11 protein-coding genes are annotated in these 14005 nt (G+C 73.7%); 10 read left to right on the forward strand and 1 reads right to left on the reverse strand.

Annotated features, from left to right (window positions below):
• Positions 1 to 64 precede the first annotated feature (64 nt).
• Positions 65 to 472, forward strand: coding sequence for an aspartate 1-decarboxylase (gene panD / locus AB0K05_RS12270; RefSeq protein ID WP_271279399.1), 408 nt, complete (start codon positions 65 to 67; stop codon positions 470 to 472).
• Here the strand turns inward: panD and AB0K05_RS12275 are convergent.
• Positions 459 to 1400 carry a methionyl-tRNA formyltransferase gene (locus tag AB0K05_RS12275; protein WP_271279398.1) on the reverse strand — a complete coding sequence of 314 codons (942 nt, stop codon included), beginning with the start codon at positions 1398 to 1400 and terminating at the stop codon, positions 459 to 461. The genes panD and AB0K05_RS12275 overlap by 14 nt on opposite strands.
• A gap of 357 nt (positions 1401 to 1757) precedes the next feature.
• Between AB0K05_RS12275 and AB0K05_RS12280 the strand changes: the two genes are divergently transcribed.
• From AB0K05_RS12280 to AB0K05_RS12320, 9 genes are all read left to right on the forward strand, one after another.
• Positions 1758 to 2024: a phosphopantetheine-binding protein gene (locus tag AB0K05_RS12280; RefSeq protein WP_148033135.1), complete on the forward strand. Its 267-nt coding sequence runs from the start codon at positions 1758 to 1760 to the stop codon at positions 2022 to 2024.
• The gene (locus AB0K05_RS12285) at positions 2021 to 3196 is read left to right on the forward strand and encodes a glycosyltransferase (protein ID WP_271279397.1); all 1176 of its coding nucleotides are present in this window, start codon (positions 2021 to 2023) and stop codon (positions 3194 to 3196) included. Before AB0K05_RS12280 ends, AB0K05_RS12285 begins: the two co-directional genes overlap by 4 nt.
• A 37-nt stretch (positions 3197 to 3233) precedes the next feature.
• Entirely contained in the window at positions 3234 to 4664 is a 1431-nt protein-coding gene (locus AB0K05_RS12290; RefSeq protein ID WP_271279396.1) for an amino acid adenylation domain-containing protein, read from the forward strand.
• Positions 4661 to 4840 carry an MbtH family NRPS accessory protein gene (locus AB0K05_RS12295; RefSeq protein ID WP_148033132.1) on the forward strand — a complete coding sequence of 60 codons (180 nt, stop codon included), beginning with the start codon at positions 4661 to 4663 and terminating at the stop codon, positions 4838 to 4840. Before AB0K05_RS12290 ends, AB0K05_RS12295 begins: the two co-directional genes overlap by 4 nt.
• 6 nt (positions 4841 to 4846) lie before the next feature.
• Entirely contained in the window at positions 4847 to 6148 is a 1302-nt protein-coding gene (locus tag AB0K05_RS12300) for an NAD(P)/FAD-dependent oxidoreductase (RefSeq protein ID WP_364228801.1), read from the forward strand.
• The gene (locus AB0K05_RS12305; protein ID WP_364228803.1) at positions 6145 to 6795 is read left to right on the forward strand and encodes a DUF6875 domain-containing protein; all 651 of its coding nucleotides are present in this window, start codon (positions 6145 to 6147) and stop codon (positions 6793 to 6795) included. The genes AB0K05_RS12300 and AB0K05_RS12305 overlap by 4 nt, the downstream gene beginning before the upstream one ends.
• Complete coding sequence (locus AB0K05_RS12310; RefSeq protein ID WP_364228805.1) at positions 6792 to 11336, forward strand: amino acid adenylation domain-containing protein; 4545 nt, start codon at positions 6792 to 6794, stop codon at positions 11334 to 11336. The genes AB0K05_RS12305 and AB0K05_RS12310 overlap by 4 nt, the downstream gene beginning before the upstream one ends.
• On the forward strand, positions 11333 to 12622 hold the full coding sequence (locus AB0K05_RS12315; RefSeq protein WP_219545325.1) for an MFS transporter: 1290 nt from the start codon (positions 11333 to 11335) through the stop codon (positions 12620 to 12622). The genes AB0K05_RS12310 and AB0K05_RS12315 overlap by 4 nt, the downstream gene beginning before the upstream one ends.
• A 110-nt stretch (positions 12623 to 12732) precedes the next feature.
• Positions 12733 to 13743, forward strand: a complete 1011-nt coding sequence (locus tag AB0K05_RS12320) for a methyltransferase (protein WP_271279391.1) — start codon at positions 12733 to 12735, stop codon at positions 13741 to 13743.
• Positions 13744 to 14005 lie beyond the last annotated feature (262 nt).

Here is a 14005-nt window from a genome sequence, read left to right on the forward strand (position 1 = left end):
CTGGCCGGAGGGCTGCAATCAACTTAGGATAGCATTACCTAACTTTGATCACCGGAGGCTGGAGATGCAGCGCACCCTGCTCGGCGGGAAGATCCATCGGGCCACCGTGACCCAGGCCGACCTGCACTACGTCGGCTCCCTCACGATCGACAAGGTCCTCATGGACGCGGCCGGGCTCGTCGAGGGCGAGCAGGTGCACGTCGTCGACATCGACAACGGGGCACGGCTGGTCACCTACGCCATCGAGGGCGCCCCCGGTTCCGGCGTCATAGGCGTCAACGGGGCGGCCGCCCATCTGGTGTCGCCGGGCGACCTCGTCATCGTCATGTCCTACCGGCAGGTGACGGAAGAGGAGCTCGGCTCGTACGTCCCGTCCGTGGTGCACGTCGACGGGCGCAACCGGATCGTCGCGCTCGGCGCGGACCCGGCCGCCCCGGTGCCCGGAGCGGCCGGGCAGGTCACCGGCCGGTGAGGTAGCCGCCCATGGTGCGGAAGACCTCGGTGGCGGGCAGGTCCGCGCCCTCGTCGGTGCGGACCCGCTCGATCACCAGCCCCCGGCTGCGCCCCCGGCGGGCGTCGGCGCCGGCGACGATGACCACGCCGTCGCCCTCGCGGATGAAGACCCGACCGGGAGTCCCGCCGTAGACGCCCTCCGACACCGACGCCTTCAGCACCCGTACGCGCTCGCCCCGGTAGAAGGTGAAGGCGTTCGGATACGGGTCCGACTGGGCGCGCACCAGCCGCTCGATGTCCTCGGCCGGCCAGGTCCAGTCGATCCGGCTGTCCTCCGGCGAGCGTTTGTGGAAGAAGCTCGCCCTGGACCGGTCCTGGGGGACCGGGACGGCCCGGCCGGTGTCGATCAGCGTGAGCGCGTCCCGCACGATCGGCTCGATCAGCGCGACGGTCCGGTGGAACAGGTCGGTGGCCGTGTCGGACGGTCCGACGGGGACCGCGCGCTGCAGGAGGATGTCGCCGGCGTCCAGCTCCTCGTCCATCAGGTGGGCGGTGACGCCCACCTCCTCCTCGCCGTTGATCAGGGCCCAGATGAGCGGGGAGAAGCCCGCGTAGGCGGGCAGCAGCGAGTCGTGCACGTTCAGCGTGCCGTGGCGGGGCAGCCGGAAGATCTCCGGCGGGATCCAGGTGCGCCAGTTGTTGGCGACGATGATGTCCGGCTCGGCCTCCTTGAGCGCGGTGACGAGCTCGTCGTCGGGCCGGGCGCGCAGCAGCACGGGCACGCCGTGCTCGGCGGCCAGGCCGGCGACGGAGTCGTCCCAGATCTTCTCGTAGGCGTGTTCGCTCTTGGGGTGGGTCACGACGAGCGCCACGTCGTGGCCGGATCCCAGCAGTGCCTGCAACGTGCGGTGTCCCCAGGTCTGGTAGCCGAACATCGCGACCCGCATCTGCGCCTCCTGGTGGGGAGAATCCCTGATTAGGTGAGCCTAACCTAAATAAGGTCGGTCAAGGAGGGCAGTTTTCCGAGCCCTGCTCGGAGTTTCCGACGCCTTCCTGGTGGGAGGACTATGCGGTTGGGAGCGCTCCCAACCGTCGTCCTAACAGAAGCGCAGATGGCGGTGAAAAGGTTGACTCGCGTGCTGACGCGAGCCTAGCGTTCCGTTTGGGAGCGATCCCAACGATCTTGCGAGTGGGGCGCGTGGCTGCCCCTTGCTGAACCCCATCACCGGCGAGGAGCGCCCGTTTCGTGGCGCACGGTTCCCTTGGTGACGGGTGTCGTTTCCGCGCTACGAGGAGAATGCGTCATGGCTGTGCTCGGCGTGCTCGAAAACGAGGTCATGCGGTTGTGGTCCGAGATCCTCGGGGTCGAGGTCGCGTCCGCGGACCAGGATTTCTTCGAACTGGGCGGCCAGTCGCTGGCGATGGTCCAGTTCCTGGCCATGGTGGAGAGTGAGTTCCGGATCGAGTTGCCGGTCGAGGTGCTCTTCGTCGACGGGTTGACGGTCGCGGAGGCGGCGCGGGCCATCGAGGAGGGGTCGCGGGCCCAGGCCGCGGCCGGGGAGTCCCCTTGACCACCGTCATCATGGTCACCCACGGCACGCACGGCGACGTCCTGCCGTTCGTGGGTCTTGGACGGATCCTCCGGGAACGCGGGCACCGGGTGGAGATCCTCACGCACGCCCCCTTCGAGGCGGTGGCCCGGCGCGAGGGCCTGGAGTTCACGCCCATCGACACCGAGCGCGAGTACGAGCGATACCTCTCGGACACGCCGATGCTGCTCGGCGCCGGGATGGACCGGTGGCGGCGCTTCTACGACGCCATCGGGCTGTTCGACCAGATCCGGTTCGAGTGCGAGGTGCTCAAGGCCCGTCACGTGCCGGGGGAGACGGTGTTCGTGGGGCGCCACACCACGGCGATCTCGACGCTCTTCGCCGGCGAGGTGCTGGACGTGCCCACCGCGTGGGTGGCCGTGACGCCGGTGCAGTACATGTCAGAACGCCCCGCCGTGCACATGTACCGGGAGACCATGAGCGACCGGCTCGACGCGGTGCGGGCGACGCTCGGGCTGGGGCCTGTCGGCGACTGGACGTCCTGGTTCACCTCGGCCCGGCTCCACCTGGGGCTGTGGCCGGAGTGGTTCGACCGGGCGGGGGTCACCGCGCCGTCGCGGGTCCGGCTGACGGGGGCGCCGTACGGCGACGACACCTTCACCGACCCGGTCCCGCCCGAGGCCGAGCGCCTGCTCGACCGCGGCGCGGTGATCGTGACGGGCGGCACCGGCCGCATGATCCACGAGCGGTTCTACGCCGCCGCCGTCGCGGCGTGCGCGGCCGCGGGCGTGCCCGCCCTGGTCGTGGCCAGGCATCGGGACCTGGTGCCCGCCGACCTGCCCCAGGACGTCTCCTGGTTCCCGCACCTGCCCTTCCACCAGGTCATGGGCCGCGCCAGGGCGGTGCTGCACCACGGCGGCATCGGCACCGTGGTCAGGGCGGTGGCCGCGGGGGTCCCGCAGGTCCTGCTGGCGCACGGTTTCGACCGTTCCGACAACGGCATGCGCCTGGCCAGGCTCGGACTCGGGTCCTGGCTGCCCGAGCGGCGGTGGACGACGGAGGAGATCGTCCCCCTGCTGAACGAGGCGCTGGCCGCCGACGGTCACCGTGAGCGGGTGGCCCCGTACGCGGGGGCGGCGCGGCCGGGGCTGCGGGCGGCCGCCGAGGCCGTCGAAGAACTGCTGCACGTCTGATCCCACCGGAGCTGACCATGTCGAACCGGAGTTGACCATGCCAGTTTTGGGAGCGCTCCCAACCCTTGTCGAATCGTTCGGGCGCCAGGCGGCGAGCACCCCGGACCGGATCGCGCTCGTCGCCGGCGACGAGCGCCTCACCTACGCCGCGCTGGACGAGGCCGTGGACCGGCTGGCCGCCAGGCTCGCCGCCGCCGGGGCCCGCCCCGGCACGCTCGTGGGGATCTGCGCGGCCAAGTCGGCCGCCTGCGTGACGGCGATGCTCGCCGTCCTGCGGACCGGCGCGGCCTACCTGCCGCTCGACCCCGCGCACCCGGCGGCCCGCGTCGAACTCGTCCTGGCGGACTCGCGCGCGGACCTGCTGCTGACCGAGGGTGAGCCGGTCACGACCACGGTGCCGGTGCTCCGGCTGGACGGGGAGCACCCCCCGGCCGCGCCGGTCCCCGCCGCGCCCCCGGACCCCTCGTCCCCGGCGTACGTGATCTACACCTCGGGCTCGACCGGCACGCCCAAAGGGGTGGTGGTGCCGCACCGGGCGCTGGCCAACCTGCTCGCCGGCATGCGCGAACTGGTGGGCTCGACGGCCGGCGACGTCTGGCTCTCGGCCGCCTCCCTCACCTTCGACATGTCCGTGCCCGAGCTCTACCTGCCGCTCGTCACCGGAGGACGGCTGGTCCTCGTCGACCCCAGGACCGCCCTCCTCGGCAAACGGCTCGCCGCGCTGATCGAGCGCGAGGGCGTGACCCACATGCAGGCCACCCCCTCCGGCTGGCGGGTCCTGCTCTACGCCGGGTTCCGCGGCCCTCGGCTGACCGCGCTCGCCGGCGGTGAGGCGCTGCCCGCGGCCCTGGCCGGCGACCTGCGTTCCCGGGTCGGACGGCTCGTCAACATGTACGGCCCGACCGAGGCCGCCGTCTGGGCCACCTCCTGGGAGGTGCCCATCGAGCCGGGGACGGTCTCGATCGGCGACCCGCTCCCCGGCGCCACCGTCCACGTCGTGGACGACGGGCTCGACGAGGTCGGCCAGGGCGAGCTCGCCATCGGCGGCGTCTGCGTGGCCGACGGCTATCTCGGCCGGCCGGCCCTGACCGCCGACCGATTCGTCCCCGACCCCTACGGCGAGCCGGGCAGCAGGCTGTACCTGACCGGCGACGTGGTGCGGCGCACCGGCGCGGGACTGGAGTACCTGCGCCGGGCCGACACCCAGGTGAAGGTACGCGGCTACCGGGTGGAGCTCGGCGAGGTGGAGGCCGCCATGGACGGCCTGCCCGGCGTGCGGCAGTCCGTGGCGGCCGTGTCCGGCGACGCCCTGGTGGCGTTCGTCGTCGGTGACTGCCCTGACCTGCGCCGCCGGCTGGCCGCGATCCTGCCCGCGTACATGGTGCCGACCAGGGTGATCCCCCTGGACTCCGTGCCGCTCACCCCCAACGGAAAGATCGATCGGCGCGCTCTTGAGGAGAAGATATGAGCGATGTTCTGGTGGTCGTCAACCACGAGGAGCAGTACTCCGTCTGGGCCGCGGGACGGGAGTTGCCTCCCGGCTGGCGGGCCACGGGCTTCGCCGGCACCCGTGAGGAATGCCTGGCGCACATCGAGACCGTGTGGACCGACATGCGTCCCCTCAGCGTGCGCGGCGGGGGGTGAGGCGGCATGGACTCCAACCCTGACGCCGTCATCGTCGGCGCGGGCCTGGCCGGACCCCTGCTGGCGAGCATGATCGCACGGCGCGGGTACCGGGTCGACCTGGTCGAAGGCCGCCCCGACCCGCGCTCGGCCCGCCACGACAGCGGCCGATCCATCAACCTGGGCATGTCGGCGCGGGCCATCGCGGCGCTGCGCGAGGTGGGCCTGTGGCAGGAGGCGCGACGGCTGTCCGTGCCGATGCGCGGGCGCATGGTGCACACCGCCGGCGGACGGTCGTCCTTCTACCCGTACGGCAAGGACCCGTCGCAGATCCTGCACTCCATCAGGCGGGACGCGCTGGTCTGCCTGCTGGTCGAGCACGCGGAGAAGCAGCCCGGCGTGCGGCTGCGCTTCGGCACCAGGTGCGTGGCCGTCGACCGGGACGCCGCCGCCGTCACCATGGAGGACGGTAGCAAGCTGACGGCCGGCTTCGTGGTCGGCGCCGACGGCGCCTCCTCGCTCGTCAGGACCGAGATGCAGCGCGGCCTGCCGGCCGGCTTCAGCCGCGAGTACCTCGAATGGGGCTACAAGGAGATCACGATCCGGGCCAGGCCCGACGGCACGCCCGCCGTACCGCTGGAGGCGCTGCACATCTGGCCGGGCGAGCGCGGTCTGGGGGTCGCCCACCCCAACGTCGACAACAGCCTGACCTGCACGCTCTTCCTGCCGCGCGACGAGCCGCCGGACCGGGCGTCCGACGCCTTCCCGCACCTGGCGGAGCTGGTGCCCGACCTCGACGAGCAGGCGTCCGCCGCGCCGATGGGGCACCTCACGACCGTACGCACCGCGCCCTGGCACCACCGGGACACGATGGTCCTCGTCGGCGACGCGGCGCACGCCGTCTACCCCTTCTACGGCCAGGGCATGAACGCCTCGTTCGAGGACTGCCTGGCGCTCGACCGGATGCTGGCCCGGCACCCGCGCGACCGGCAGGCCGCCTTCGCCGCCTACGAGCGGTCCCGCAAGCCGCACACCGACGTGCTGGCCGAGCTGTCCGCGCAGAACTTCCTGGAGCTCCGCGACGGCATGCGCTCCCCGCTGCGGCTGGCCAGGAAGCGCCTCGACCTGCTGCTGCACAAGGCGTTCCCCGGCACCTGGGTGCCGCTCTACACGCTCGTCTCGCACACCACCGTGCCCTACGGCGAGGCGCTGCGGCGCGCTCGCCGCCAGGACCGGGTGGCCGCCGCGCTGACCGTGACAGGGGCGGGCGCGGCCGTCGCAGGCCTGCTCGCCGTGCTCGCGCGCCGCCACGGGAGGACCTCTCGATGATCACACATCCGCACGACGCATCCCTCGTGCTGTTCGACCCGGCCGACGTGGAGGCGGACCCCGCCGCGCACCCCCTGATCGGCGAGCACCGGGCCGACCTGCGGGCCGTCGTCGAATGGGCGCGCGCCTACCTGTGCCGGCCGCACCCGGAGCTCGGCCGGCTCGGGCCGGTGTGCCCGTACGCGCAGGCGTCGCTGGACCGCGGCGCCTTCCGCCTGGCCATCCAGCCGGGCGGCGGCCACACCGTCGAGTCGTTGAGCGCGCTGCTGGCGCCCTACCGCGACTGGTTCCTCGACCTCGCCCCCCGCAGGATGCCCGCCGCGCAGTCGACGACCATCCTCGTCCTGCTGCCCGGCATGCGTGACGCGCGGGAGGTGATCGACGCCGCGCAGTGCGCGCTCAAGGACGCCTACGTGGGGCACGGCCTGATGATCGGGGAGTTCCACGACGGGCCGCCGGACAAGGCGGGGCTGTGGAACCCCGGCTTCCGCCCGCTGCGCAGCCCGGTGCCGATGCTGGTGATCAGGCACATGGTGCCGACCGACCTGCCGTTCCTGATCTCCGAGGAGGCGCATCTGGCCGCCTACCGGGATCTGTTCGGCGAGCAGGTGCCCGGGCACCTGCGGGACCTGGTGGCCAAGTCATGACCGGCACGAGCTTCCCCCTGACGCCCGCCCAGGAACGGCTCTGGTTCCTGCACCAGGCCGGCCACGACCCGTCCGGCTACCACGTCTGGGGCGGGCACCGGTTACGCGGGCCCCTGGACGCCGGACACCTGGGCCGGGTGCTGAACCGCCTGGCCGCCAGGCACGAGGCGCTGCGCACCGGGCTGGCCGACACCGGGGACGGGCGCCCGATCCAGATCGTGAGCGACGCGTCCGAGGTGGACCTGGAGGTCGTGGAGGTCCCGGACGAGGTCGCGGCGCACGCGGCGTGCGACTCGTTCGTGGCCCGGCCGTTCGCGCTCGGCCGGGCGCCGCTCATGCGGGCGCTGCTCCTCCGGCTCGCACAGGACGACCACGTGCTCGTCCTGTGCCTGCACCACACGATCTGCGACGGGCGCTCGCTGCAGGTCCTCTTCACCGAGCTGTACGGGATGCTGGCGGGGACCTTCGAGCCCGCCGAGCCCGCCGTCCCGTTCTCGGAGTACGTCGCCCGGCTCCGCGGGGGCAGCCGGGAGCGGGCCCAGGCGGCGCGCGACTACTGGCGTACCCGGCTGGCCGGCGCGCCCTCCCTGCTGGGCCTGCCCACCGACCGGCCCCGTCCCGCCGTACCGAGCGGGCGCGGCGCGCAGCATCGCTGGACCCTGCCCGAGCACCTGCGCGCCGGCCTGGTGGACGGCGCGCGCAGGACCAGGACGACGGTGTTCGCCATGGTCCTGGCGGCCCTGGGGGTCACCCTCGGCCGGTGCGCCGACCAGGACGACATCGTGGTCGGCTGCCCGATGGACGGCCGTACCGGGCGGGACGGCGGGACGGTCGGCATGTTCGCCAACACCGTCGCGCTGCGGCTCGACCTCGGCGGCGACCCGGCCGTGACGGACCTGCTGCGGCAGTGCAGGCGGACCGTGGCCGAGGCGCTCGCCCACGGCGGCACGCCGTTCGACGAGGTGGTTGAACTCGCCGGAGGCCGCCGCGACCTCAGCCACAACCCGCTCTTCCAGGTCATGCTCGTCATGGACCACCTGGACGGCCGGCCCAGGACCGCGGGTGACCTCCTCGTCGAACACTGGGAACTGCCCGCGCCCGAGGCCCGCTTCGACCTCACCCTGTTCGTCACCGTGGGCGACGACATCGAGCTGTACCTGGACTACGCGGCCGACCTCTTCGACGCCGACACGGCGGCGACCCTGGCGCACCACCTCACCACCGCCCTCGAAGCCCTCACCGGCGACCCTTCCCTCCCCCTGAGCCACATCCCCTTCACCACCACCCCAACCGAAGCGACCGGGGCCGCCTCCGCCGCTCCGGTCCCGGGGCTGGTTTCCGGGGAGGACGGTCCGACCGGGGCCGCCCCGGTGCCGTCCGGGGTGCAGACCGTCATCCCGCGGCTGTCCCGGGCGGGGCACCCCGTTCTGGGGGGCGGGTCATCCGGGGTGGCGGGCGAAGGTTCCGAAGAGTCCGCGCACCCCGTTCCGGAGGGTGGGGCGTCTGCGGCCGGATCCTCCGTTCCGGCCGCTGGGTTCTCTGTGGCGGGGAGTGTCGCATCCTCCGAGGTGCCGGCCGAGGGCTGGGCCGGGGTGGCGGAGCTGGTTGTGCGTCAGGCTGAGCGGGGTCCGGATCGGGTCGCGGTCATGGCCGCGGGGGAGCGGTTGACGTACGGCGGGCTGGTCGCGCGGGCGCGGGAGGTGGCGGCGCGGTTGGGGCCGCTCAGCGGAGACCCTGACGCGCGTCCGGTCGTCGGGGTGTCGCTCCCGGCGGGGCCGGACGGGATCGCCGCCGTCCTCGGTGTGCTGCTCGCCGGTGCCGCGTACCTGCCGCTCGACCCCGGCCACCCGCCCGCCCGTGTCACGCACCTGCTGCGGCGGGCACAGGCTGTCGCGGTGATCGCGCCGTCCGGCAGGCTCGCCGAGCTGAACGAATTCCCGGGAGCGAAACTGCCGGTCACCGACCAGACAGGACCGAGCGGCGAGTTCGTGACAGGCCGGACGCGTCGGGTCGGTCCGGGACGTCTTGAGGGGCGGATCACGGGCGAGGTACGTCCCGGCTCCGCAGACCCGGTGCGTGCTGCCGTGCGGCCGGGGGATCCGGCGTATGTGATCTTCACGTCCGGGTCGACGGGGGCGCCCAAGGGGGTGGTGGTGTCGCACGGCGCCGTCGCGGAGTTCACCCGCTCGTTCGCCGACGTGCACGGCTTCGGCCCGGAGCACCGGGTGCTGATGCTGCCGCCGCTCACCTTCGACGCCTCCGTGGGAGACCTGTTCCCGGTGCTCACCACCGGCGGCACCCTGGTCGTCCATCCGGAGCCCGCCCGGCTGGACGGCGCGGAGCTCGTACGGTTCTGCGGCGAGAACGGCGTGACCGCCGTCGACGCGCCCGTGGCATTGTGGCGGCGCTGGGTCACCGACCTGGCCGAATCGGGCGTACCCGAGAGCTGGCCGGTCGAGATCATGATGGTCGGCGGCGAGCAGGTGCCGGTCGAGGACGCGCGCACCTGGCAGCGGGTGACACGCGGCAGGTGCGCCCTGTTCAACCACTACGGCCCCACCGAGGCCACCGTCTGCGTCACCGTGCACCGGATCGGCGGCACGGACGAGCTCGGCGACCTGGGCCGGGTGCCGATCGGCGCGCCGCTGCCGCACGTGCGCGCCCGCGTCCTGGACCGGTCGGGGCGCGCGGTGCCGACCGGCGGGGTGGGCGAGCTGCACCTGGGCGGAGCCGGCCTGGCCGACGGGTACGCGGGCGAGCCGGCGCTGACCGCGGCGGCCTTCGTGCCCGACCCCGACGGCCCCGCCGGGGCGCGCCTGTACCGTACGGGCGACCTGGCGCGGGTACGGCCGGACGGCGCGCTCGAGTTCCTGGGCCGCCGCGACCGCCAGGTGAAGATCCGTGGCCACCGGATCGAACCGGCCGAGGTCGAGCACGCCATCATGGAACATCCGGACGTCACCGACAGCGCGGTCGTCGTCTCGGGGGACCGCCTCGTCGCCTACGCGGCGACCCGCACGCCGGACCTGACGCCGGGCGCGCTCCGCGAGTTCCTGCGCGAACGGCTGCCCGGATACCTGGTGCCCGGGGCCTTCGTGCCCGTCGCTGCCATCGCGCGCACCACGCACGGGAAGGTGGACCAGGCGGCCCTGCCGCCCCCGCCAGGACCGGCGGGCGAGGCGCCCGCGACCGCCACCGAGTCGGCGCTGGCCGCGGTGTGGCAGCGGGTCATCGGCGTGCCCGACGTGCGCAGGTCGGACAACTTCTTCGAGGTGGGCGGGCACTCGTTGCTCGCCGGCCGGGTGGTGGCCGAGATCAGGCGCGAGCTCGGCGCCGACGTGTCCCTGCGCGCGGTCCTGGAGACGGCCGACCTGGCCGAGCTCGCCGCCGCCGTGGAGCGCGGCGCCGACCGGGAGCATCTCGACCTCGAACCGCTCGCCGTCCTGCCGCCCGACCTCGCCGTGCGGCCCACGCTCCCGTCTCCGGTACGGTGCGGCTCGGCCATCCTGCTGACCGGCGCCACCGGGTTCCTCGGCGCCCACCTCATCGGCGAACTCATGGCCCGCACCGATGCCGAGATCATCTGCCTGGTCAGGGCCGGCGACGAGCACCGGGCCGGGGAACGGGTGCTGGCCAACCTGCGGGCGTACGGGCTCGACGCCCCGCCGGGCAGGCTGCGCGGGCTGCCTGGCGATCTGGGCTCGTCCCGGTTCGGCCTGGACCGGGAGCGGTTCGGCGAGCTGGCCCGCGAGGTGGAGGTGATCTGCCACAACGGCGGTCAGGTGAACTTCTACGAGAGCTTCCACCGCATGCTGCCGGTCAACGTCGGCGGCACGGTCGAGGCCCTGCGGCTGGCCGGGCTCGGCGGCGCCCGCCTGCACGTCGTCTCCACCCTCGGCGTCTTCCTGGGCCTGGCCCACCGGGGCCGGGTGGTGACCGAGGCGACCGCCCCCGACGACCCGGCCGGCCTGGAGACGGGCTACGACCAGAGCAAGTGGGTGGCCGACCGGCTGGCGCGCCGGGCCAGGGACGAAGGGCTGCCGGTCGTGGTGCACCGGCCCGCGCGGGTCAGCGGGCACAGCGCGACCGGCCTGGGCAACCCGGGCGACTACTTCAGCCGCCTGCTGGCCACGTGCGTCCGCCTGCGCATGGTGCCCGACCTGCCGATAGAGGAGGACCTGGCACCGGTGGACCATGTCGCCGCGGGCATGGCCCACCTGATCACCGACCCCGCGACGGCCGGCGACTTCCACTACTTCAACGGCGCGACGATCTCCTACCGGGAGATCGCCGAGGCGCTCGGCGCGGACTGCGTACCGTGGGACACCTGGCGGCGCGAAGCCGCCGGCCTGGGCGCGGACAGCCCGTTCGCGCCGTTCGCGCCGGTGCTGTCCGCGGCGGACCCGCAGTTCCGGCGGCCCGTCTTCGACTGCGGGCGCACTGAGCGGGCCCTGGCCCGCGCCGGGCTCGCGTGCCCGCCCGCCGACGGCGCGCTCATCAGGCGCTACGCCGGCCGCCTGGCCGAGGTGGTGCACGCATGAACATCGTCAGGTTCGCGCTCATCTGGACGGCGTCGCTGCTGTCGTCCGTCGGCTCCAGCCTCACCACCTTCGTCCTGGGCGTCTGGGTGTACCAGACCACCGGCTCGCCGACGGAGTTCGCGCTGGTCGTGCTCAGCGGCATGCTCCCGGGCATCCTCATCGGGCCGTTCGCCGGGCTGGTCGTCGACCGGTTCGACCGGCGCAAGGTGATGATCCTCACCGACTGCCTGGCGGCCGTGTCCACGGCCGCCGTCGGCTTCCTGATCTGGGCGGACGGGCTGGCCGTGTGGCACGTCGCCCTGGCCGGAGCCGTCAGCGGCGCGTGCGGCGTCTTCCACCTGACCGCCTACCAGGCCATGACGCCGCTGCTGATCCCCGAACGTCACCTGGGCCGCGCCAACGGGCTCATGCACCTGTCCAGCGGCATCCAGATCGCCGCGCCCGTCCTCGGGGCCACGCTCCTGGCCACCGTGGGCATGGCCGGGGTGGTGGCGATCGACCTGAGCACCTTCGGCGTGGCGATGCTGGCCCTGCTGCTGATCCGGCTGCCCGCCGCGGTGCTGCGGCCCAACGTGGCCGCCGAGCGACCCGCCGTGCTGGAGGACCTCGGGGCCGGGTGGCGCCACCTGCGGTCCCGGACGGGACTGACCGCGCTGGTGGCCGCGCTGACCGGCTTCAACTTCACCTTCGCCGTCGCGGGGGTGCTGGTGCAGCCGCTGATCCTGTCGTTCGCCGGGCCCGGGGTGCTGGGCGTGCTGATGTTCGCCGGAGGCGCGGGCATGCTCGCGGGCGGCCTCGTCATGGGAGCCTGGGGCGGGCCCCGCCGGAAGATCGGCGGGATGACGGCGTTCATGGCGCTCGGCGGCGTCTTCCTCGTGCTGCACACGGTGAGCCCGTCGCCGCTGCTGGTGGGGGTGGCCGCCGCCGGGTTCCTGTTCACGCTGCCCGTGGTGAACGGCTGCGCGCACGCCGTGCTGCAGAGCCGCGTCGATCCGGCCCTGCTGGGACGGGCCATGGGCACCGTGCACACGCTCGGCTCGGCCGCCGTCCCCGTCGGTTACCTGCTGGCCGCGCCCGTGGCCGAACACCTGCTGAACCCGGCGCTGCTGCCCGGCGGGGCCCTCGCCGGCAGCGCGGGTCTGATCGTCGGCGTCGGCGAGGGACGCGGGATCGCCCTCGTGCTGCTCCTCGACGGGCTGCTCCTGCTGACCCTGGCAGGCGTCCTGGCCGTGCTCCCCGCCCTGCGCCGCCTGGACCGCCGGCCCGTCCCGGTCCCCGTCGCCTGAGAAACCCCGGGAGCCGCCCGGACCCCGGGAGCCGCCGGTTTCCCGGGAGCCGCCCGGACCCGGGAGCCGCCGTTCCCGGGAGCCCCCGAGAATCGCCTGAGAGGAATCGCATGCCGGTCGACCTGCCGCCCGACGAGGTGGACGCCTTCCGCAGGGGTGACGCCCCGGCGCCGATGCTGGACCTGATCGGCCTGATGGCCTGCCACGCCGTCGGGGCCGCGCGCTCGCTGGGTGTGTTCGACGCGCTCGCGGCCGGGCCGTCGACGACGGACGAGCTCGCGGCCGCCGTCGGCGCCGACCCGACAGGGCTCGACCAGTTGCTCGGCGTCCTCCGTACCACCGGATACGTGCGCCGCCACGAGGGCCGGCACGCCAACACGCCCGCCACCGCGGCGTGGCTCTGCTCCGGCTCGCCCACCGACTACGGGCGCATCCTCGGGCTGTGGCAGGCCATCGTCGAGGAGCGGTGGGCCGGGCTCGCCGGCGCGGTGCGCTCGGGGACCCCCGCGGGGGGCTTCTACGACTGGCTCGCCGGCCGCCCCGACCTGTCCGCCGCCTTCCACGACCTGCAACGCGGGCTCGCCGAGTGGCTGGCGGACGAGGTCGTCTCGCTGGTGCCGCTGCCGGAGGGCGCCAAGAGCCTGCTCGACCTGGGCGGCGGCCACGGGGCGTACGCCGCGGCGTTCTGCCGGGCCCACCCCGGGCTGTCGGGCACGATCGTCGACGGCGCCGTCACGGACGGCTCCGACGGGAGGTTGACCTGGCGGGCCGGCGACCTGCTCACCGCCGATCTGCCCGGTGAGCAGGACGTGACCGTGCTCTTCAACGTGCTGCACGGGTTCGCCGCGCGGGACGCGGCCGCGCTCGTCGCCAGGGCGGCGGGCACGCTGCGGGCGGGAGGGCTGCTGGTCGTCCTGGAGAGCATGCCCGAGCCCTCGGGCACCGCCGCCGACCTGGCCTTCGCCGCCGGGTTCTCGCTCAACCTGTGGCACACGCAAGGCGGCGCCCTGCACCCGGCGGAGACGATCCGCGGCTGGCTGGAGGCGGCGGGATGCGCCCCCGGTGCCTGGACGGAGCTCACCCGCTCGCCGTCGCACGCCCTCGTGATCGCGACCACGTAAGCGCCCGGGGCTCGCCGTCACGTCGTCGTTGGGGATGAGCGACAACCGGGCCGCCGCGACGCGCGGGACCGCGCCGACCAGCTCAGGGCCGAGATGGTCGACGCGGTCAAGTGCTTCCACGACACTCCGGTGCTCCGGATGGACTGGTCATCCTCAAGCCCGGCGCGTGCGGGCTACCGGTAGGTGATGTCGGACGAGGAGTACAGGCAGTTGACGCCGTCGGCGCCTTCGCCGATCTTGGTGGGCTCGCTGCCCTTGGGCA

The organism is Nonomuraea sp. NPDC049486, from assembly GCF_040676925.1.
GTDB classification, from domain to species: Bacteria; Actinomycetota; Actinomycetes; order Streptosporangiales; family Streptosporangiaceae; genus Nonomuraea; species Nonomuraea ferruginea.

What these genes read in the sequence shown, in the direction of transcription:
- panD (WP_271279399.1), top strand. Translation starts at nt 65, where the DNA reads ATGCAGCGCACCCTGCTCGGCGGGAAGATCCATCGGGCCACCGTGACC.
- AB0K05_RS12275 (WP_271279398.1), bottom strand. Translation starts at nt 1,400, where the DNA reads ATGCGGGTCGCGATGTTCGGCTACCAGACCTGGGGACACCGCACGTTG.
- AB0K05_RS12280 (WP_148033135.1), top strand. Translation starts at nt 1,758, where the DNA reads ATGGCTGTGCTCGGCGTGCTCGAAAACGAGGTCATGCGGTTGTGGTCC.
- AB0K05_RS12290 (WP_271279396.1), top strand. Translation starts at nt 3,234, where the DNA reads ATGCCAGTTTTGGGAGCGCTCCCAACCCTTGTCGAATCGTTCGGGCGC.
- AB0K05_RS12295 (WP_148033132.1), top strand. Translation starts at nt 4,661, where the DNA reads ATGAGCGATGTTCTGGTGGTCGTCAACCACGAGGAGCAGTACTCCGTC.
- AB0K05_RS12300 (WP_364228801.1), top strand. Translation starts at nt 4,847, where the DNA reads ATGGACTCCAACCCTGACGCCGTCATCGTCGGCGCGGGCCTGGCCGGA.
- AB0K05_RS12305 (WP_364228803.1), top strand. Translation starts at nt 6,145, where the DNA reads ATGATCACACATCCGCACGACGCATCCCTCGTGCTGTTCGACCCGGCC.
- AB0K05_RS12310 (WP_364228805.1), top strand. Translation starts at nt 6,792, where the DNA reads ATGACCGGCACGAGCTTCCCCCTGACGCCCGCCCAGGAACGGCTCTGG.
- AB0K05_RS12315 (WP_219545325.1), top strand. Translation starts at nt 11,333, where the DNA reads ATGAACATCGTCAGGTTCGCGCTCATCTGGACGGCGTCGCTGCTGTCG.
- AB0K05_RS12320 (WP_271279391.1), top strand. Translation starts at nt 12,733, where the DNA reads ATGCCGGTCGACCTGCCGCCCGACGAGGTGGACGCCTTCCGCAGGGGT.